Below are 22,207 nucleotides of genomic sequence, written 5' to 3'. Positions count from 1 at the left end.
TATTACTTTGTTATTTAAATTCAGATTAACTATAATTATTTCCATTAATGTATAAAGCCTTTTTATGTAACATATTACAAAAGGCTAGTCCTCAATTTTCACGACCTACTCTACATCTATTGCCAAATAATATTAATTATGGTAATTATATCATTAAAATTTAGTGCAATAATATGGTAAGTTCTTTAATAATCAAAAAAGAAAACCATTGCAACAGCAATGGTTTTAAATAATCCTTTTATTATCCTCTTTATTTTGTTGTTCCTCTAATTCAAAAGCTTCAACTAAATTAAAATTTTTTATCATAAAAGGATTAGAAACATAAGGTCTAGCAGATATATCAATTCTGTTAAATGCTTCATATAGATGATTTTCATCAATTAAATCGCTACCACTTTTTGCAGCTAATCCAGTTGCTTCATACAATAGCTTATTTACATGTGACGGAATCCCATTTGTTGCATAAAATACTTTTTCTGCTAATTGTTTTGCTGATAGTTTTGACCTTTCAACAAATGGTAACCTATCATCAATATTTTTCAAAAAAGCTCTAAATTCAATTTGCTCATCTTTTGTATAGTATCTAAATCGTTCCAAACTGATTTTTGAAAGAAATCTTCTGTCTAGTTGATGATTAAATTTAAAGATCTTTTTAGATTCTGGATACCCACATAGGATAATTGGAACGCCGGCGTTATCGCAGAAAGATTTTACCCAATCAGAAGCTTTATTTAGTACATGTTTAGTATCTCTATCCAATAGATGTTGGAATTCATCAATTATGAGCATTTCTACCTTGCACCTATTGATAAAATGCAATAACCTACTTGTCATACTAATTTCTGTTCCTTTTTCGTATGCAGGATCCCCAAGTGAATATAAGAGTTGTGATGCAACGGATTTAGGTGTCGCACCAACTGGTACAGAAGTATATAAAATAGGGATTACCGTATTATTATCGATGATTTGTCTCGGAAAGCGGTCAGAATACTCTTCCAGGACCGTCGACTTACCTACTCCTGCTTCACCTGATAAAAATAAAGAGTCTGGTTTAACTGAACCTTTTGAATAAAAATGAATTTCTTCAATCTGAGTGAGAGTATTACTATATTTCGGATGTGATATTACTATTTTCTTTACATGCTCTCTCCTGTTTTTCACATCTTCTTGACTCGCTGGGAAACCATTTAATCTTATAAAAGGAAAAAGTTCATTCATGTCAAGCCAGCTCCTTATTTTCTTTTCTCATTGTCGCATCCCAACTTGGAAGATCTTCGTCATCAGTGTCTTCATATTCAATATACCACTTATCCTCTTCTGTAATCGAAGACTCTGACTTCTTCTTTTTACTTTGACTTACTTCTTGCTCATCACCAATTATTCTGATTTCATCATTTAATAAAGGTATAGCAATATCTGTTTCTGAATTGATAACGGTATTTGCCATGGGTTCTTCTGTTTTTAGCACTGTTTCCGAAATAAAGTCTGAATTTTGATACTCTACTTTTTCCTTGTTTCTCCTCCACTTTTTTATTTTCTTTTCGTCTATTTCTTGCAGCAATTTTATTTTCCGTTTTGCTTTAGCTCTATTACTCGGACTAAATGTTTTTCTAGTCTCTGTCTTTCTCTTAGAATCTAATTCCAAAGATATATGTGGAACCGGCAATTCAGTGTTTATTTTTTTTCTCTTTAGCCCAGTGTACTCTGCTGTAATATATTTATTATTAATTGGATCATACACATAAACCTTCCTCATATCGTATAAATCAAATCTTACCCGTACTTTTTCTTCCTTGCGCTTATACTTTTCAAGAAGATTCTTTAGTTCTATCAACTCTGAGCTAAAGTAATATTCATTTTCTATAACCACCCCCTGCTGCTGAATAGTCCTTAATACTGAACCACCCATAAGTAGTATTTTTAAAGAGTCAATACTTCTTGGTATTTGTATTGAGAGATGTTTATTTTCTGCCAATCCCTGAACCCATAGATTATGTGGTGAATCTCCTCGCCTAGAATCATAGCTATTTGCTACAATATCTACCATCGCAATATGAGCCATATAAATAAAGCCCTGTATTGTTATACAAGCATTTTTTTGAGAATCATACCTTCCTTTCTCAATAAAGTTTGAAAAGGTAGTTCCTTTCAAATTATGTATAAACATGGTGTTTAATTTTCTAAAAGCCCTCTCAATTGTACCTTTTTGATAACCTGCGTCGATTTTACAAAATTGAACTTCCTTTACGCCCACCTGCAAACACGCCTCTTCAAACTCGTACGAATCATTTACACTTGCATTATCAACAACAATTGTATGTGGGATTCCGTGAGCAATCCACTCATTTTCAACTAAAGGATAAAAATCCTTTAAATATGTTTTTGGCATTATTACGTGAATTAAACACTGTTTTAACGCTTGACTATCTACAGGCTTAAAGGTCACGAAGAAACCCATAGGCTCTCCAGTACACTTATCAATGGCATAAATTAAATTTGGCCTCTTTGGTTTTAGGTCACCAGGATCTATTAACATGACATCTACTGGTGTCCAATCTATTTCAACTCTTTGAAGAGGCCGATTTGCTACCACCTCTTCCTTTGAACCATCTCTTTTAAGCTTCGCTAATACCAACCCCTTCTTTGGTATATCAAGTTTATAACTATCAATTTTCTCCATTAATCTTCTTCTCAATTTTGAACGAGAAACATAGTTTAGGTTATCCTTAATATCTCTGTTAAGATTTTCTTCATCTATTCTTAAAGTAAATTCAGAGTATACATCTTCAATTGTATATTTCAGGCCTTGATAAGCATAGTTTTCTAAAAAGTGTTCAATTGCACCGTCTAAAATCTGTTCAACTTCATCAGATATTCTTGACCCTTTTGGTCCAGGTTTTAATGATACCAATGCCCTTATATCTCCTGTTCTTTCCCACCGTTTCTTCCACTCATAAAAAGCTGATTTCTTAACTTCTCCATTTAATGATTTAAGATAATCTTTGATTTCAGAAGGTAAAACATCTCCGTTTATAACAGGCTCTAAAAGCTTATAGCGTCTGATAGCTTCATTTTTTGATTTCTCCTCTAAATCGTCTAGGTTTTGAATATGAATATACTTTTTCTCTTCTTCCTTAATCCTGAAGATTAATTCGCCTTCCCACCACAAATTTAATAATTCATCTTTTTTCCATAACTCTATTTTTTCGTAATGGAGATTTTCTAATTCATAATCTCTCTCCAGTTCCCTCCTAATAAGGTATTCATTGTCTTTGATAAGAAATCTTGCTCCAGCTGTAAAATAGTATCCCTCCATTAATTGCACACCCTTTCAATTATGCAATTATCATTAATAAGTACCGAGACTAAATCTGTTTTTAATTGATGAGTATAAATTAAGTCAAAAATATTATTCTCCAAATCAGCATCACTTACATCTATAGTGGTCTTTAGGTTTTTTATTGATGTTTTTCCTCCTAACCCATCAAGAATCCTAATGATATGATTTTTAACTTTCCAACTGGTGGATTCTGGTCTAACTTCTGATAATAAATCAAGGTTTTCTATTAAAAAACCTTTCCTAATATCCTTCTCTGTAATCACTACATATTTCATATTTCTTTCGCTACAGTATTTCATCCCTACCTGGAATTTAATTTTATTCGTTTCATCCTCCGTTTTATCAAATGCCTTTACTTCATATAAATACTCCCTCATATCATTTTTCACAACAAGGAAATCGGGGAAGTAAACTCGTTTTTTCCCCTTATATATATAAACAATTTTTTTGGTTGGAACTCGAAATATGTTACGGTGGGATCAAAATCAAGTAGTTTAATAAAATCCCTTTCAAGTGTACTCTCCCATGGAATCATCCTATGCATCTTACTACTATTGTGCTTTCCTCTTGTACTAAGCTTGTTGCTTGCTTTTATTTTTCTTGCCGCTTTCATAATACCACTCCTTTTAATACATATATTCACTTGTTTTTGGTAAAAATGGGAATAAAAAAAAAAAAAAAACCAGGTGATTATATGTTGCTTTTTTATCCGAAACCTTATACTCAGGAGACACTATTAAGTTTTATCTACAGGGTGGCTAAAGAACATGAAATGGCTAATCTGAATTGGATATTTGAAGTAATAGCTAAGGAACTATCAATTAATTTAGCGCCCGAAAAAATCAATTGGCTAAAAGGAAATGATTTAAAATGTATTGCTGAATTTCTTGGAATTGAATTCGAAAATGCCAAAAATCTTACTGTTTATAAGTATTTTGAGAGGTATCAAATAGAAGTACGTAATGAGTCTAAAAATATATGGTTTTTATATAAAAAAACTCGATTCTGCCCATTGTGTTTGAAAGAAGGTTTATATCAAAGAAAGTCTTGGATTAGTTGCCATTCGATTATGTGCTTAGAACATAATACACTTTTAATGGATAGTTGCGAAAATTGCGGGAATATTCCAACTACAATGTCTATTATACTTGATGAATGTCCAAAATGTAACAAAAAACTATCAAATTCTCTTATAAATACAAATGTTACTAGTGGTTTCATCGAATATCAAAAAATTGTAGATCAAATAATCGAAAATTGTATATTAGAATTATCACATCCTTGGATCCGAGATTTTGCTACATTCTTTAAAACTTTAGATTTTCTCGCCCTTTGGACGGTAAAGATGGTTCCGTTTGAAAACCTCTCCATTATTAAAAACGATTTGTATTTTTCGGGTGGTATTCTTGAAAGGAATCACTTGAAAAATTATCGTTCAATACAACAGGCGGCTTGTTTGTACAGTTATGTATTTAAAATCATTAAAAATTGGCCAGTTGGTTTTAATGATTTTATAAGAATAGCAGAAAAGCAAAATGGTGTCTCAATCAATAGTTTTATAAAACAGGGAATTCCAAGAACAATCAACACACCTCTTTGGGACATATCCATGGCATTCTCAAACTATATAGCTAAAGAGAAATACAATTTAACAGGGGAACAATTTATAAGGTCTGATGAAGTGAAATTCCTATATCCAAAATTTAACGGAGGTATTATTAATTCGAATCACTTTAACCATTATAAATTAAATTATAAAAATACGATCCATACACTTATTGATAATGCGAAGTTGGAAAATTTCGCAAAAAATTTTATTGATAGTTACAATAAAGAGGAGTTTCGTGATATTTGGGGAACAAGTGCGAAGTCTACACTTTCAATATTATACGATGGACTTATAGAAGACGCCTTCTATTTTAAATCAGGAAGTGTAATTAACTGGATTATACCAAAATCTTCTGTATCTAAATTAGAGAAAAAAGTAAAAAAAGCATCTATGTCAACCATCATTAATCCAATCACATTCAATCATGCAGTAGAATGGATTGGACCAGAAAAAGCACATATACTGTTAAAAAAAATACTGAATGAAGAAATCAGATTTAAATATAAAACAAATAAATTATCGAATCTTTTACTTAATAAAAGCGATATTTATTACGAGATAAAATCAGAAATAATTAAAAAAAGTATTGAATCTAACTTTATTTCAATAAGAGATTTAACATTTATACTTGGAGTAAAAAAAAGCGATATTCATTATTGGATTATTAATGGTCGATTCGGAAATATAAAAGAATATGACTCTAATATTCCGATTCATAACTTTTTACATTTTCACGAAAAGTTTATGACAACTTATGAAGTTGCATTTAAGCTTAACCTTCATACTAAACAAGTCTTAAAAAAACACACAATGGGAAAACTAATATCTTTCTCTGGCCCTCAAGTTAAGGATGGAAAAAGGCTTCTATTTTGTAGGGGTGAATTTGATTTAAATTAAGATTTATTTATCAAAAGCTCTACTAAAAACAATGTCTTAACTACCCGAACGAAGAGGATTTATCATTCCTCTGATTGCTGATATGTTTTAATGTTTTAATGTTTTAATGACTCTTCCACATCTTGTTTGTAGAAATCGACTTCTTTTTTATGACGTTCAATTAATTCTTTTAAGCAAGCAATGAAGAAATCCTCTAAAAAAACTGTAAGCTTACCATAAAATTCAGTTACCATTTCATGAAGAGTAATAATATTTAATCTAGGTGCTTTAGCAGTGGATATATTTACCAAAGCAGTTCCGTTTATTCCATTTCCATTATCCTCACCCATTTCCAATTCAACAACTTCCAATCCGTATGTTGGTTGTAGGAGATGATCTCTATGTGTTAATGAATGACGATATTCTTTAAACTCTATTGATACACCTTCGTCACTCTCAAGTTCCTGAAAAATTTTATTTATAAGATGTTCAGGATATCCGTTACTTAACTTTGTTTTAACGGTAAAGAATGAAATTTTTCTATATGGCAAATCTAAGCTTAATAATATATTTAATGGATGGCCTATCTTTTCTAATATGGAGAAAGCTCTATATGATATATTGTCTAAATAGTATTCCGCGAGGTGTTCATAATAACCTCTTTCATCTGAATAATCATCTTCTTTAAATTTTTTACAATATTCGTTAATAATGGCAGTAGCACAGATTAGGGAATGTCTACATACATCCCATTGATAAAACAACTCAGTTTTCCAATGATCAATTATCGGAAACAACTTTAAATGTTCATTTAGTATTAAAATTATCCTTTCATCTTCTTCAAAACTATTGTCAAATTCCCTATAGGCAGCTGCTGCTTTATCTAATAAATCAGGAAATTCATCTTTATATTTATCATATAATTTCTTATCTACGTTAAAATACACTTTCTTTTCCCCTTTTCTATGTAAAATTAATCTACATCAATAGTATATTCATTAAAGAACCTGCTCTTTTAGTGTAAGTACATTATTTCCAAACCTTATACTTATTTTATCAAGACGGGAGGAATATTTGGAACTTTCTTACCATTTAAGCGAGATGTCTTTGCTGCACAATAGCCTCATATTGTTCATCATTCTAAAGTAATTCTTGTTCAACAAAACTGCTTCTATAGTGAAAAGGCGTTCCTGCTTGTTCCAGAAACGCACCCATTAGTGCAATAAGGACTTTTCATTTAAGATAATATGGCAAGAGTATTTGTGGGATTTTTTTTATGTTTTCCAACTGTTTTTCAAAATTCCAATCACTCGGTTTATATTTCTCGTCAAACCAATTAGCTCCTGAAATAATCCAATTATTTTTGTACTTTTCATATGATTTAAGTTGGCAATCCTCATAGCCAAACTCTACACCACAACAGGGGCATATATCATGACTTGATGAATTACCATTTGGTCCATATGGCGGTTGATCTAAATTGGGATAGCCACAAACATGGCATATGTATTTATTCATTTCAGCATACCCTCACTATTAAAATACATGTTCAATTCTCGCCCCCGTTAGCTTAATAACTTCAACAAAAAAGAAAGTAATTAATGAAACACTTTGTCCCCTAAATCACTTCACTTTATAATTGGTTAAAATCTCTTTGTTCAAGGAATCTGACATATAATCAAACTTATAATGAATAATCAATTGGTTCGGTTCTTCCCATTCTAATTTATATGCACTGTCCAAAAATGGCTTATAGCCATCATCTGTATTAATGCTGGTTAAATAAGTCATATATAATCTTGAATTTGATAATTGGTATAGGCGACCATAACCTCTTTCAATCACAACAAATTCTTCTTTATTATCTGGTGAAGAAAAACTCGTGTATTCTGCCTTTGTTAGTAGATTTGGAAGGGGCGGTACTATTATGAAAAATACCCCTATCGCAATTATTATTCCTTTTATACCTGTATCATTGAACAAATAAATTAGCGATACTATTGCCACAATTATAAGCAAATTAGATAATGCCTTATGACTAATCCCGTTTGGTGGTGTCCCTATTTGAACAAATACTCCATTGAATTGTAATGTTAGCAAGGCAAAAAGTAATAAAATAGCTGTAATAAATATGATAATAGCTACCTTTAAAAATTCTTTTGTATTACTTTTTTCCACTCTTTATCACCACCTTTGAACAAAAATGGTAAATCCTTCTTCAATTATCCTGCTTCAATAGTAAAGAAGCGACAGCTTTGTTATGCTATCGCCTCCGTTACTTGAATAAGGTTAATAACCACTTACTATTTGAATTAAACCCGCACCAGCTTTTATTTGAGCCTCAACTATACCTGTTATATTGACAATAAAACCATCTTTATCATCAGTTTTTATATCAATGTGACCTCTATATGTATTATTATTTGTTTTCAAACCAACTTCCTTAATATCAGAGGAATCTATTTCTATAAAGGTAGTCGTATAACCTCTTTCAACCCATTTAATCGGAGGTTTATCAGCATAAAAGGGCATATCAAAACCAATTCGTACTTGGTCTCCCTCATGTGAAATTACTATCCTTTCAATACGAACATCATAACTTGTACCATAAGTCTTAGCGTTGTAAATCCGCGTTTATCTTAACTAGCTTTTAACGGGCTATTCATAGTATACAAAGTAAAGAAAACCGTCCTAAATGTTACATTGTAGACATGATATCTTAACTCTGTAAACAACGTATTCAGCGTAGCGATGTCTTTACAATGAGAAGGCATCAGATAACCTCGTTAGGTAAACCGACCATTTCTCAAGGGTCGGGCTGAGAGGTTAGAATCTGATGCCGCGAGGCTCATTGTCAAGACGAATACGTTGTTTACATGGCAACAATGAATAACCCTTGATAAGCAAAGGTTTTCTATTTACGAGTCAAGATAAAAGCTGTATCCTAACGCTACACCTTTACGATTTCGACCAGCCACTTTTTTCCCAATTGAGTGGGTGATCAATCCCTACTTGTTTAGCCAGTTCGATACATAACGTATTTATTTGGTTAATATAGTCCTCTGCAATCAGAAGGTTATGGATATTCTCTTTATTCGTCCCTTCATGAATGTATTTGTTTCGAATCGAGATTGCTTTTATGACCTTATCCGTGTCCAACTTTTGTTTAATCTCAGTCATATCAGACTCTGACAAGACTAAGCCAAGTAATTCTACTAAGTTTGACAGACCTAAGGTATTCATTATTCTTCCGATTTCGTTAATGTTTTTCTCTTCAAATTTTTTCTCAAATACCATATACAGATAACTCTCTAATTGGGTAACGGCTTGTACAATTCCATTCAAATAATCTCCACCATATAAGAGCCTTACGGCATTTACACCTAATCCGGATTGTGCTAATTTCGGGTCTGCACTTGCTAAAACCTTTTGTAAACGATCTCGTACATCTTTAGGAGGAGAAACAAAGCCTTCATATAAAGTGGCGCCAAGTAACGTGAAAAATCTGATTTCATTAAATTGATTTCCCTGTTGATCTAAGTTGGAAAAATGTAACGTATGGATGTCGTGAGGTGATATTTTCATCGCTTGTCTATGACCGACAACAGCTGCGTAGATGTCGAGAAAATAATTGTACACTTCACACATCAATTCCACAGCTTTATTCATCTTGACACCATCAACCTCTGCCTCAGAATCAAACATATCTAAATACCGATCATAACTGATTAACACTTTGGAATATCCGGTAATGCCAAAACGGTCATTTCTGAGGTGGACAGGTTTTAATTTGTCCTTTTCATCAACGTTATCAAAACCAAAGAATTCATGGTTATGATTAAGTGTATAAGCTCTTCTAGAAAGAACCTGTAATATATGTTTCTTTTCCGGATTTAGAGGCATGTGGATAGAGAATTGGTCATCTGGGTCTAGAAAAAGAGGATATGGAACATAAAAAATAAAGTTACTTCTAATATGTTGTCTGTCTCTTCCCTGTAAAATTTTTTGATTCACAACGTGAGATTGCGGTTCTAATGAGATCATATTAAACACCTACAATTTTTTATTTGGATTATAACACAAAGCTGCTTCAATACTTCAAAGACCGGTACTAATCCTTATCATATTTTAACATTATTTTACTTTTTCTTGTTTAAAGAAATAGAAAAAGCGTCCCTGCTTGTTACAGAAACGCCCCTGTTACTTTAAGTACATTAATTCACAATCTCTTTAACATTTTAAAATACTCTTCTTTTGTCTGTTATAGCTCTACTCTCTTTGGAGCTATCTCAGTAATAATCTCTTCAACAACTTTTATTATTTCGCTCATTCGTGTTTCTTTGAGAAGTACAATATCCAAAGTTTCTATTAGCTTAATTATAGGGTCTTCCAAAGATGCCCACTCTTGAATTAATTTGTTTCTTGTTTCTTTAACTGATTCGCTAGCACGATATTGTGTATCAAGGATGTGATTTATTGCTTGTTGAGGCTTATCTAAATCACTAAACATAATCTTAGGTTTAAAATATGCTCTGAAGTGTTGCTTCTTTCCGAACTTATTTTGCCTTAATAAGTTTAAGGCAGTTTCATAAGCGAGATAATAACAATCACATAATTCCTTTAGTTCTTCAAATCCCAATTTTGGAAATAGTGTTGATAATATAGTCGGGTCCAAAAAGTAGGATTCAATTGCATATTCATAGAGAATTTTTATTCGTTCTTCATCTATTTTTACCCCATTATCAGTACCTTTTTTAACTAGCGAAGCTTTTCTAGCTGGTATTTCTTCTCCGTCAGAATCAGTTAGCACCCAATATGGAGTTTTAACTACATCTTTATGTAAAATCTTAGCGTTGGCATAAAAATCCATTTTGTCATAACCGTCGGTTTGTATGATATCAATCTCTTTCATTGTGAAATCGCTGTCTAAGCCCATATTTGTCGCTAATTTGTTAATTAAAGTAGTGAATAAATTGTTATCGTCTTTTCCTTCTACGAACAATACAGCATTCTTATTTAGGATGTCTGATACTTGAATTCCAAGCTCTTCAATAATGGTGGTTGCCGTAGCATCCATAATACTTGATACTCCACCTACCTTATTTATACAATGAATATTCTGCTGGTCAATCTTGCTAATAATAATTGGTGAGTGGGTAGTTAACAATACTTGATTCTTCTTACTTATTTTTACCAAAGTATTAATCATTTTACGTTGAAGTGAAGGATGCAAATAAACTTCTGGTTCTTCAATAAGTAGAATCAAATTGCTGTCATTCATCATTTTAATATAAGTTTGAAGTATGGATAAAATCATCATACTTTGAAGTCCAGTTCCACAAGATAATATATCAATTTCCTTATGGGGCATATCCCTATCAATAAGCACTGTCTTGTATTTAAAATCGAATTTAAAACCTTCTTCAATTTTAACCTTTACAGAAAGCGTATCGGTACTAATTGCTTCCTGAAAGTGTGTAGTTAAGTCGGTTGATAAATTTCGGCATTGTTCCTCTTCATTTGTTGATATCAGTGCCTTTATTTCTCCATAGGTTAATTTATCTCGTGTATTAGGCAGTTTTACGAAATTTTCCTCTTCCTGTTGCTCTTGTAGTAATGATATTAGTTCTTTCATATTAGATTTAGTTCCAGCAGTAGTTTCTTTATCGGGTGTTCTTATAGCAGAGATAACCTTAATTTGGGGAATTAATTTACAGAAATCGTTTTTTGCAACGGTGGAGTCATTTGATAGTTTGTATACACTGTTTCCTCGTCTTGGCTTAATTAACTTAATTAATATACTGTCATTCTGCTCTAAATCCATACAAAACTTTTCAGTTGTTTCAGCAAACTTTTGTACTCGCTTTTCCTCCAACTTACGAAGTTCTCTTTCCTTCAGCGCCTGGTTACCCTCGCTCTCCATTATTTTCAGCATTGTTTTGTTAGACATTGATTTGTAATTAAAAAAACGTTCAATATCTTCATTAACGATATTAGTGAAAAGTAAGCCTATTTCTATATTTTCTTCTTTTCCCATATGAAAATCATCATCATTAATTGTTTTGTCTCCATAAAAGCACTGAATTGCATCCAATAAAGCTGATTTACCATAATTGTTTTTTCCAACGATTGCAGTTAGGTCATCAATATTTGCGACAATGTGGCTAATTGACTTGTAATTTCTGACCTCAACTCTGCTTAATTTCATTTTCATCTCTCCCTTTTTCTACAATATTTTACATTATTTAATTATAAAGGAAAAAGTGGTGAAAAATGATGATACTGTAAAAAATGTTGTTATATACACCAAAAATAGACCATCTTTTTTTGATGGTCTTTCTTTAAGTAAAAATGATATTTTAATAATGCACACTCTTGCTTGAATAACTATGTACATAACTTTAAATGTTGAAACAGATTTTGAGATTAAGAGTCTTATAGACTTACCAAAATTTAAACAAGTAATGGAGCATTTAAAAATGAAAATCAATAAAAGTCAATTAGCAAGAGAATTAGGTGTGGATCGGAGAACGATTGAAAAATATCTAAATGGTTTTATGCCGAAGCGTAAGAGGGAGAAGTCTTCCAAAATTGATGAGTACTATCCCATCATAGCCGCACTTCTTTCAGAGGATTCCAAACAGAAATTTTATTACCGTCGAGTGCTTTGGCAATATCTAAAGGACAATCATGGTCTTGATTGTGCTGCCTCTACTTTTCGAGCCTATATTGCAAAAACGCCTGAGTTTAATGCCTACTTTGAGGAAGACAAGCCGATTGCAGTCCCTACAGGAACCGCTCGTTTTGAAACACCAGCTGGGAAGCAAGCACAGCTAGATTGGAAAGAAAGTATTCCATTTGAAACAAAAGATGGGGAACAAGTAGAAGTGAATGTTGCGGTACTACTGCTTTCGTGCTCCCGGTTACGTACATTTTATTTAAGTATTTCAAAATCTCAAAGTGTTTTATTTTCGTTTTTAACAGAGGCATTTGAAGCATTTGGGGGTGTACCAGATGAGCTCGTTACGGACAACATGAAAACGGTAATGGATGAAGCAAGAACAGAGCATTTTCCGGGAAAATAAATGCCAAGTTTGAACAATTCGCAAAGGATTTTGGGTTTAAAGTAAAGCCTTGTATCGCAGGGCGACCACGTACGAAAGGGAAAGTTGAAACCACCATGAAATTATTAGATGAAATCCATGCTTACCAAGGTCAGTTAACATTAGAGGAACTACATCAATTTGTACAAGATTTATGCCACCGATTGAATCACGAGGTGCATCAAGGTACAGGAAAAATACCAATCCTTGAATTCCAAAAAGAAAAGAACCTCTTACACCAGCTACCAACTGACAAAATAAGAGATTCTTATCGCATCAAACATACGCTTGTAAAAGTCAATGCTTCCAACATGATTTCCTACAAATCCAATCAATACTCGGTACCAGCGAAGTACCAAGGAAAGAATGTAGGATTACAAGTGTATGATGATCAATTATGGATTTATTATAACACGAAGCTGATCGCACAACATCCTATAAGTCACAAGAAATTAAATTATCAGGAAGCGCATTATCAAGAATCTTTAGGGGTTTCAACGCCTACTTATCCTGATATTGATGATTTAGCAAAACGAAATTTAGCAGCGATTGGTGAGGTGTATCAATAATGAATCCAGTGGCCACGAATTACCAACAGCTATTACAAAATTTAGAGTATTTAAAGCTTAAGCAAATGACATTGCATTTAAATGAAGTCATAGACTTCAGCGTGAACAATCAACTTTCAATCATTGATACAATCATCAAATTAACGAATTACGAAATAGATGTACGCGAACAGAATATGGTTCAATCGATGGTGAAGGTCGGTGCGTTCCCACATTTAAAGGAAATTAAGGATTTTGATTTCGCTTTTCAACCTACCATTAATCAACAACAGATCTTAGATTTCTTAACGCTTCGTTTTATTGAGAAGAATGAGAATATCGTCTTTTTGGGTCCGAGTGGTGTTGGAAAAACCCACTTGGCAACCTCCATTGGAATTGCGGCAGCTAAGAAACGTACAAGCACCTATTTCATAAAGTGCCATGATTTGATTCAAAACCTGAAAAAGGCACGTCTTGAGAATCGCCTAGAGAGCCGCTTAAAACATTATACAAAATACAAGCTATTAATTATCGATGAAATTGGCTATCTACCTATTGATTCTGAAGATGCGAAGCTATTTTTCCAGCTCATTGATATGCGTTACGAAAAGCGCAGTACGATTTTAACAACAAATGTAAACTTCAAATCATGGGATGAGATTTTCCAAGAGCCAAAGCTTGCCAATGCCATTTTAGATCGAATTTTACATCACGCAACTGTCGTTGCGATTGTGGGGCCTTCTTATCGTTTGAAGGATCATTTAGAGAAAGAAAACGAGTGATTTTGTACATCCTTACGCAAGCAAAAGTGTGCATGATAGTGTTGACATTTATACTTTAAGTAAAGCCCCTTATAGTTGAAGAAGATTTAATCACTAAATCCCTTAAAAGTTACCGATTTATACAAGGATTCAGCTCCAAACTCGTGTGATAGTCTGCCTCTGCTGATTGAATATCTCCCTTTGCTTTATATACTTCTGAGCGTACCCGGTAATGAGTCCACTCTTTAGGCTCAATTTTAATGCAGACATTGCAATCCATTAGTGCATTATCAAACTGCCCCATTTTTGTATAAATTCTTGCTCTCCGATGATAGAGGTAGAGTTTTGCCGGTTCTACTTCAATGGCTATAGTGATGTACTCAAGAGCCTCTGTAAGCTGCCAAATTCTCTCATAAAATTCCGCATTGTCCAAATAAGCTTGTCTGGTTTTTGGATTTTCTTCAATTTCTTGCTTTAAAACCAATATGGCGTTCTCTCTCTGCCCTAGCTCCTCGTAAACCTTAGCTAAATGTTTATGATACATATATTTTGGAGGTGCTAAGTTAACAGCCTTCTTTATATCCTCTAATGATTTCTCTAAATTACCTAATTCCAAAAATATTTGATGCCGTAGGAAATAAAAAAAGAAATGCCTTTGCGGCTCTATCTGAAAAGCGATTTCAAGATCTTGAATTGCTAAATCATATTTTTTCAACGACGTATATGTTTTACTCCGCTCTACATATAAATTTGCATTTTGTGGGTCAAGTTTAATTACATCAGAATATTCTTTACATACTTTCTCATATGGGCTCTTTGCATTTGTACTAAGGTTTTTTGATATCTCAGAATGATTTGCATGATGGCCTAACTTACTTTCTCTACTCCACTTCTTGAAAAAACTAAAAATGTTCATTTTTCATCCTCTATTGTCATATTAGAACAGAATAAAAACCACCAATTATTCTAGAGAGCCAATAATAATACATATACCTGTTGTAATAAAAACACTCAGTCCCCCTCCACTCACTCTTTGATTTTGTCATGAAAACCCCATTACCTTTGTTCAACTATACTGCACCGATGGTGTATTTAACTTCAACAAATAAAATGTAAATATTTGTTTGATCAACGCCCCCGGTTAGCACAATAATATTTTATGAATTATTCAATAGAACTTTCATCCCGTATACATTTTTCAATGTCTATAAAGATATAGCTACTAATTGGATAAAAAAATCCAACCTCTTTGCTCAACTAATCTGCATCGTTAGTTTAAGTGCAAACTTTCACAAATATTAATAAGTTTATTTTACCAAGTAGTCGGATGTTTTAGTATAAAGTTGGTAATTTAACAAACTATGGCTACCCACTATATGATGAAATAGCAACCTATTTAGAGCAACCAAGGATTTAATTTTTGTATTCCATGGCTTTTTTAAATAAAAAGAGATGTAAATTCACTTTAAAATTACATCTCCAAACTAGTTTTTTTAGAGTTTTCTCTCACTTTAACCCACAAATATTGTAAACCGATCGTAAATACTAGAAAGTGGGGATATCTAGTGATTAAAATTTTGTGTAATCTAAAACATCACTAATTAAATATAGATAGCCTCCGTCTAATTCCGATCCGAATACAGGCTTAATATTTTGCTCCAATAACTGCCTTCTTAGCTTTGTGGAGTGTATATTTAATTTTACTGATAGCTTAATTAAAGAAATATATGTTTTTTGAAAAGTTAACAAGTCATCCCTATAAACACAGCTTTTCCCTAGTTTTTTTACTCCACTTTTTATTAAACCTGCGTTTAGCCACATGAGGACATAATCATAATTTTCGCCAATCACTTGGGAAATTTCTAATGCATTTAGTTCACTAGCATTTAAAAGGTTCCACTTTTTCAAAGAATTAACAACAGCCGTTTTATTAAATATCAATTGATTTAATCCCGTATTTTGAATATCTTTTTCATATGGACAGATTTCATTATTGGTAAGAAGGTTAATAAAATCTCCTATTTTTAATCCATAACCACTGGCAATTTTTAATGTCTGATTAAAACTTATTCTTTCTTCATTATTAACTTCTCCATTTACTTCATTACAAACTAACTGGTTTAGATTAGTAAGAAGAGCCTGTACACTACCCTTTGAAAATAACCATCTTTTAAAGCCATTTTCAGGTCCAAGAAGAGCCTTGATTAATCCCTGTTTTTCTAGTTCAATAACTCTTGAGGTATTAATACCTAAATAAGAAGCAACATCCATTAATCTTAAATTTGCCTCAATAAATTTATAATAATTTTCAATCGATTCTTTTCGAATTAGAACTTGTTCTTGACCAGAAAATCTCTTATATGTTCCATCTAAAATTCCGTTTTCCACTAACTTTTTTATTGTATTTGGTTTCATCTTTAACTTTTTGGTTACTTCTACAAAATTTAGGTAAGTAGATTCTTCATTTAAGGAAGTTTTTGACCTAACTATTTTATATTCTCTTTCTTTATCCTCCCTCATATAATTGTAGTATTCGTCCCTTAAGAAGGAAAATATAGGCAGAGCAAATTTCCTATGAATCCCTTTATAAATGCCTGATAATTGTAATATAGCTCCTTTTTGATCACGTCTTAAATTCTGAATTTTATTTAATAAAGAATAATAATTGTTTGGCCAATCTATGAATACGTTGTAGGTATCAATTAATAATTGTTGATATTTATTATCAAGTGTTGGAATCTTATTGCCGAATTCCCCATAATCGAAATAAATGGCCATTTGTCGAGAAAAAAATGTTAACAGGCTAACAATATGTTTTAGCGATAAATTATGAAGCGGATTGTTATTATTTGATGAAGTGAATTTCTTTGTTGATGAATAATGGAGTAATTTCGAAATTTCTATCAGGTTTTTGGGAGCCTGAATTGTAGGAAATTCCCTAAGTGGATAACCACAATTACAATACTCAATGCTGTATCTATTAGAAGAAATAAGATTGTGGCAATTACAACATTCGTTAATGAGCAAAACATTGTGCTTATAACATGCAATATTAATATTTAAATCCCATAATTTTTGTTCATAACTGTTTTCTCCAATACATACTGGGCAAATTTTAGAATGTATACTGGATATTCCACAATTATAAATCAGTTTTGTATAGTAATCATTTGATAAATAATCATCAAATTCGTTTACAAATGTTAAATCCCATAACACACCACTTTCCAAACCTACTAATGCTCCCAACTCAAATAAATCACTATTCTTAGGTGATAAATAATAGGTCGATCTTCTAGTTAGATTACTTAACTGGTATATCCATAAGATAGATTCATAGCCATTTTCCATAGACAGCCGCATTAAGAAACTTTTCAAACTCTCCCCCTTAAAAGGAAGGAGAGTTTGTAGCAATGGACTCATAAAGAATCTCCTTTTCATAAAAAGTGTTTTGGCGATGAGCAAACAATATTTTAGGCGACATATATAGTCCAATTATAATGCAAATCACTTTCCGACGATTGATGTATTTGATTCCTTATAAATATGAATTGTTCCGTAAAATTAAGAATAATCATTCCGAAGAATTCTGAACAGATTCCGGAAGTTTATGAAAATTTACACTCATACCGCTTCAATTGTCCACGCATTTTCATCATGGACGAACAATAATCCAAGCTCGTGATGCTCGCCGTCGTACAGCGCCCCTTGAACAAAGCGCACTTCCCCATTATAATCCAATACATCAAGCTTACAATAGGCCCGATTGGCTTGAAGTGCTTCGTAAAATTCTTTTTCAGTCCGCACTTGCTTCCCGTTCACTTTTGAAATAAATTCACCAACTAATAGTGACATCTTTTCGGCTGGAGAATTTGGAATGACCCCTAAAATAACCAAACCCTTATCGTTATTTGCAAAGAATGAAACATCATCCAACATTCTTTGTTTAAAATTAATAAATTCCCGGCCAATGATAGCAACAGCAGCGGCTGCAATTGCTAAAACTGGGAGCCAATAAACGCCAACCGTTAATGCTGTCACGATGAGGGCTAATAAAAGCACCATTCTACCTGTCTTTTGAATCGCCGCCTTTGGCAAGGAGGCCTGTACTTGTTGATGAAAGCCGATTCCAAATGGAACAGCTACCAATGAAAAGGTTGCAAATGGCGTTGTAATGACCGGCCACCATTCAAATGTTGACGTAATGGCGTCACCTGGAATTAGTAATAGCACAGGTACCATCCATAGCTTTTTCGCTTCATGGAAGCCGATTTGCTTTCCTCGTTTACTTTTTTTCAGCTTCGGCGAAGTATGTAAATGCCCTTTTCGTAAAATTAACAAGCCTTCCGCAAAAAGCAAAACTGACAACAAAATCGCGATAAAAAGATAGGAACTATTGGTTATGCCTTCTATCCATTTTGAAACAAGCGCATTTTCAATTTTTACATTTGGCAGCAACAAAGAAACCAACATCGCGATTCCAACGACGAACGCAGGTGAAAGCCAACGAGGCTGCGTTGTCAGCATAAAAATAATCGTTACCAGTGAGGCCATGACAATAATGCCGACCGGAATCACTGCCCCTAAAGCAATCATGACAAGCGACACAACTAGCCCAGTAACTAATCCTGACAAGACAAATTCGATCCATTCAAGATTAAAAGGCTGAATGCGGACATTAAAATCCTTCCGTTCCCGTTTCGTGCGCCGAACTCCAAGAAACAACGCAAATAGTAATAATATATAAAGAGCCGGATTTAGGAAAAACCTTCCTATCCCGTACAAAAGCTCAATTCCCCATGCTTCCAGCATAAGCACCATCCTTCATTAACCAAAAAGCTTTTCTATTAAAACCGTAATCTATATAACTAGTAACCACTAATTCTAGACTAATGAATAGTTTCGTGTTTGTCCATATGGGAATAGTTGTTAGTTGACATAATTTTACTCAACCTAAATTTTACAAAAAAAATATACCCGTATTCCCATACGGATATATTCGACAAGTTTGGCCTAACTCCTGCCAGTTTCCTGATTTATACAATACTTTGGTCGTACTGCTACCTATTATTTATATAGCGTTTTAATCGCTGTTTCCAGCTGAATATCATTTTTCTCGTCTTTTACTTCTTCGATAATTTTTTCTTCCAGCTTTTTCGCTGTGTCTTTATCGATTTGGCCTGTCACTGGAAGCTTGTTGGCTTCTTGGAAGGCTTGAACGGCAACTTCAGTTTGCTTGCTAAAGTAGCCATCATGGCGGCCTGGCTCAAAGCCTAGTCCTTTTAACATCAGCTGTGCACTCTTAACCTGTTCGTTATTTGTGTCATACACGAGTGGTTCTTTATCAATTTGAATTGGGCTTGAATAGAAATAATCCGGCTGTTTTACTTCTACTGTTGGTTTTATCCCTTTTTTATGAATCCAGTTACCGTCAGGTGTCAGCCACTTAAATAATGTCAACTTAATGTTGCTGCCATCCCCTAGTGGTACTGCCTGCTGAACGGTACCCTTACCGAAGGATGTTTCACCAACAAGGTCATAGCCGCCCGCTTCTTTTAATGCACTTGCTAATATTTCAGATGCAGAAGCACTGCCTTTATCAATTAACACGTTGATCGGATAGTTTTTCTTTTCTTTTAACGATGAGAAATAACGTTTTTTCTGACCATTGCGGTCTTCAATTTGGATATAGGGTTTATCACCTGTCACCAATAGCTGAAGGATATCCTCTACACTTTGTAAATAGCCGCCTGGATTGCCGCGTACGTCAATGACTAATCCTGCTATTTTTTTCTTTTCAAGATCCTTCAATTGGGATGCAAAATCCTTTGCTGTGTCTTCTGAAAAACTTGTGATTTCAATATAGCCAATTTTGTTGCCTTGATAATTTTTTACAGAGCTATAGACCGTTTCAATTGGAATTTCATCACGTGTCACTTCAACTTTCAATGTGCCAGTTACACCAGCCCGTTGAACCTCAAGAATCGCTTTGGAACCCTTTTCCCCGCGAATTTTTAAAACGGCTTCGTATAAATCAAGCCCTGTTAAGCTCTTGCCGTCCACACTTAAAATAAAATCATTTGGCTTCAACCCAGCTTTTTCTGCCGGTGAATCTTTAAAAGGAGCAACGATGGTCACTTTGCCATCAGTCATACTTACCTCAGCGCCAATACCTTCAAAGGATGAATCCAATGATTGTTCAAATTGACCGGCTGTTTCTTTATCCATATAAACGGAATATGGATCCTCAAGCGTGTTCACCATTCCGGAGATGGCGCCTTCGACAAGCTTCTTCTTATCCACTTTCTCGACATAACTACTCGAAATAAGCTCCAAGGCCTGCTCAATTTTTTGGGCATCCTTCTCTGTCCCCTTATCTTCTTTGGAAAAAGCAGCCCCAAACTGGGCGTTTCCATTTATGCCGTTAAAAAAAAGATAAGAAATGCCCGCCCCGGCAAAAAGAGATAATGCCATTAAAACAAAAACTATCCTTTTACGTATTCTCAAACCACTCACCCCAATATCTATCTGTTAGACATATTTCCTGCGTTATCATTGACTGTATCTCATATTTTTGAGTCTGTCTACATGATTCACTTTACCATTGTACCACTATCATCCAGGGCAGGAAAAGGCATCACACAAAAAGTGCGATGCCTGAAATTGTCTCTATACTATATGACGAGCTTGTACGATTTATGTTTCATAAGCAAGGTTAAAAATTAATATACTTCTTAGGATTTACAGAATTTGATTTAGCCGCATTCCATGACCCTTCGTGAATTTCAAAATGAAGGTGGGCGCCAAAAGAATGTCCTGTATTACCCATGTAGCCTAATAATGTGCCTTTACTTACCGCTTCACCTTCAGAAACTTTACGGCTTTCCATATGGGCATAAACAGTTGTATACATCTTTCCGTTTATATTATGGGATACAAAGACAACATTCCCATAGGAAGATGAATAGTAAGAGCGGAACACAATTCCGTCGGCAGCTGCTACGATTGGAACACTTGAGCCACGCTTACCGATATCGAGACCAGCATGGAGCTTGCCCCAGCGTGAACCGTAATTCGATGTAACAGGACCATTTGCAGGTCTCATAAAGGTTCCATCTGTTACCGGTGGCGCTTCTCCTCGTTGCTTTGCCTCTTGAGCGCGGCGCTGCTGCTCTCTCCATTGTTCATAAAGGCGCTTATAAGATTCTTCTTGTTTTCGTAAAATTTCTGCTTCCTCCGCTTGGTCCAACATCTCTTCCTCAATTTGTTGTTCCTGTGCTTTAAGCTCTTTCATTAATTTTTCTTTTTCACCTTTTTGTGAAAGCAGTGTTGATTGGTCTGACTTCAGATCAGAGCGCTTTTGCTCTAAACCATTAAGCTCTGTTTGTTCCTCTGTTTTTAGCTCTTCAAGCTGTTGTTTATCATTCATATGCTCTTGTAAAATATCTTTATCCTGCTGAACGATAACCGAAACGGCATTGGCACGCTCTAGAAAGTCACCGAAGCTTTTGGCCCCAAGCAAGACGTCTAAATAGCTCACGACACCGCCGGTTTCTTGTACAGAGAGCACTCTGGTCTTTAAAGCTTCATCTCTTTTCTTGATTTTAACTTGCAAGTCGTTGATTTGGGTGCCGAGCTTTTCAATTTTATCTTTCGAAGTTCTAATCTCAGCTTCTTTTTTACGAATTCTCTCAGCAGTTTCAGCCACTGCTAAATCAATTCGCTTAATTTCAGCATTGACATTTTCCTTTTTATTTGAAATTTGATTCATTTCACTCTTTTTTGCTTGTATATCATTATTTAATTCCTTACGCTTACCATGGACCTCGTTGATTTTCGTCTTTAGCTGTGAGCTGGCAGATGCGTGGTCGCTTGAAAAAGTGTAGCCGCCAAGGGCTAGCGATACAGACATAACTACGCTCAAAAACTTTCGCACTACGCTTCCATCTCCCCTAATTTTTCTATAAAAC

General features: G+C 33.9%; 16 protein-coding genes and 1 pseudogene. 3 read left to right on the top strand and 14 right to left on the bottom strand.

Annotated elements, in window-relative coordinates; genetic code table 11:
• Nucleotides 1-225 precede the first annotated feature (225 nt).
• Genes ACNQFZ_RS13650 through ACNQFZ_RS13640 form a run of 3 tightly spaced genes read right to left on the bottom strand, consistent with a single transcriptional unit; the run spans nt 226 to nt 3,774 of the window.
• Nucleotides 226-1,218, bottom strand: a complete 993-nt coding sequence (locus ACNQFZ_RS13650; RefSeq protein ID WP_458411889.1) for a TniB family NTP-binding protein — start codon at nt 1,216-1,218, stop codon at nt 226-228.
• A gap of 1 nt (nt 1,219) precedes the next feature.
• A complete protein-coding gene (locus ACNQFZ_RS13645) occupies nt 1,220-3,316 on the bottom strand; it encodes a Mu transposase C-terminal domain-containing protein (RefSeq protein ID WP_458411888.1) in 2,097 nt (698 codons plus the stop codon).
• A complete protein-coding gene (locus tag ACNQFZ_RS13640) occupies nt 3,316-3,774 on the bottom strand; it encodes a Tn7 transposase TnsA N-terminal domain-containing protein (protein ID WP_458415389.1) in 459 nt (152 codons plus the stop codon). The genes ACNQFZ_RS13645 and ACNQFZ_RS13640 overlap by 1 nt, the downstream gene beginning before the upstream one ends.
• Nucleotides 3,775-3,878: 104 nt before the next feature.
• Between ACNQFZ_RS13640 and ACNQFZ_RS13635 the strand changes: the two genes are divergently transcribed.
• Nucleotides 3,879-5,846, top strand: a complete 1,968-nt coding sequence (locus ACNQFZ_RS13635; RefSeq protein ID WP_458411887.1) for a TniQ family protein — start codon at nt 3,879-3,881, stop codon at nt 5,844-5,846.
• A 95-nt stretch (nt 5,847-5,941) separates the two neighbouring features.
• Here ACNQFZ_RS13635 and ACNQFZ_RS13630 read toward each other — a convergent pair whose 3' ends face one another.
• The 6 genes from ACNQFZ_RS13630 to ACNQFZ_RS13605 all read right to left on the bottom strand — a co-directional run bounded on the left by ACNQFZ_RS13630 (nt 5,942) and on the right by ACNQFZ_RS13605 (nt 12,033).
• Nucleotides 5,942-6,772, bottom strand: a complete 831-nt coding sequence (locus ACNQFZ_RS13630) for a Cthe_2314 family HEPN domain-containing protein (protein ID WP_458411886.1) — start codon at nt 6,770-6,772, stop codon at nt 5,942-5,944.
• Nucleotides 6,773-7,058: 286 nt separating this feature from the next.
• Nucleotides 7,059-7,343: a hypothetical protein gene (locus ACNQFZ_RS13625; protein WP_458411885.1), complete on the bottom strand. Its 285-nt coding sequence runs from the start codon at nt 7,341-7,343 to the stop codon at nt 7,059-7,061.
• Nucleotides 7,344-7,448: 105 nt separating this feature from the next.
• Complete coding sequence (locus tag ACNQFZ_RS13620; RefSeq protein WP_458411884.1) at nt 7,449-8,003, bottom strand: hypothetical protein; 555 nt, start codon at nt 8,001-8,003, stop codon at nt 7,449-7,451.
• A 111-nt stretch (nt 8,004-8,114) separates the two neighbouring features.
• On the bottom strand, nt 8,115-8,357 hold the full coding sequence (locus ACNQFZ_RS13615) for a hypothetical protein (protein ID WP_458411883.1): 243 nt from the start codon (nt 8,355-8,357) through the stop codon (nt 8,115-8,117).
• A 426-nt stretch (nt 8,358-8,783) separates the two neighbouring features.
• Complete coding sequence (locus tag ACNQFZ_RS13610; protein WP_458411882.1) at nt 8,784-9,869, bottom strand: hypothetical protein; 1,086 nt, start codon at nt 9,867-9,869, stop codon at nt 8,784-8,786.
• Nucleotides 9,870-10,086: 217 nt separating this feature from the next.
• Nucleotides 10,087-12,033 carry an ATP-dependent nuclease gene (locus ACNQFZ_RS13605; protein ID WP_458411881.1) on the bottom strand — a complete coding sequence of 649 codons (1,947 nt, stop codon included), beginning with the start codon at nt 12,031-12,033 and terminating at the stop codon, nt 10,087-10,089.
• Nucleotides 12,034-12,214: 181 nt separating this feature from the next.
• Between ACNQFZ_RS13605 and istA the strand changes: the two are divergent.
• Together istA and istB are read left to right on the top strand one after the other, a co-directional pair.
• A pseudogene (gene istA / locus ACNQFZ_RS13600) lies at nt 12,215-13,497 on the top strand (IS21 family transposase).
• Nucleotides 13,497-14,258 carry an IS21-like element helper ATPase IstB gene (istB, locus tag ACNQFZ_RS13595; RefSeq protein ID WP_458411699.1) on the top strand — a complete coding sequence of 254 codons (762 nt, stop codon included), beginning with the start codon at nt 13,497-13,499 and terminating at the stop codon, nt 14,256-14,258. Before istA ends, istB begins: the two are co-directional and overlap by 1 nt.
• Before the next feature lie 109 nt (nt 14,259-14,367).
• On the opposite strand, the gene ACNQFZ_RS13590 is transcribed toward istB, so the two are convergent.
• The 5 genes from ACNQFZ_RS13590 to ACNQFZ_RS13570 form a co-directional block, all read right to left on the bottom strand.
• Entirely contained in the window at nt 14,368-15,153 is a 786-nt protein-coding gene (locus ACNQFZ_RS13590) for a tetratricopeptide repeat protein (RefSeq protein ID WP_458411880.1), read from the bottom strand.
• Nucleotides 15,154-15,806: 653 nt separating this feature from the next.
• Nucleotides 15,807-17,660: a TniQ family protein gene (locus ACNQFZ_RS13585; RefSeq protein ID WP_458411879.1), complete on the bottom strand. Its 1,854-nt coding sequence runs from the start codon at nt 17,658-17,660 to the stop codon at nt 15,807-15,809.
• Nucleotides 17,661-17,861: 201 nt separating this feature from the next.
• Nucleotides 17,862-19,049 carry a PDZ domain-containing protein gene (locus ACNQFZ_RS13580; protein ID WP_458411878.1) on the bottom strand — a complete coding sequence of 396 codons (1,188 nt, stop codon included), beginning with the start codon at nt 19,047-19,049 and terminating at the stop codon, nt 17,862-17,864.
• A gap of 255 nt (nt 19,050-19,304) precedes the next feature.
• Nucleotides 19,305-20,738, bottom strand: a complete 1,434-nt coding sequence (locus ACNQFZ_RS13575; RefSeq protein ID WP_458415388.1) for a S41 family peptidase — start codon at nt 20,736-20,738, stop codon at nt 19,305-19,307.
• Nucleotides 20,739-20,952: 214 nt separating this feature from the next.
• Nucleotides 20,953-22,173: a murein hydrolase activator EnvC family protein gene (locus ACNQFZ_RS13570; protein WP_458411877.1), complete on the bottom strand. Its 1,221-nt coding sequence runs from the start codon at nt 22,171-22,173 to the stop codon at nt 20,953-20,955.
• Nucleotides 22,174-22,207 lie beyond the last annotated feature (34 nt).

Source organism: Schinkia acidoalkalinis (assembly GCF_054301215.1).
The sequence above is the reverse complement of the archived record's forward strand: the minus strand, read 5'-3'. Positions and strand labels throughout refer to the sequence as shown.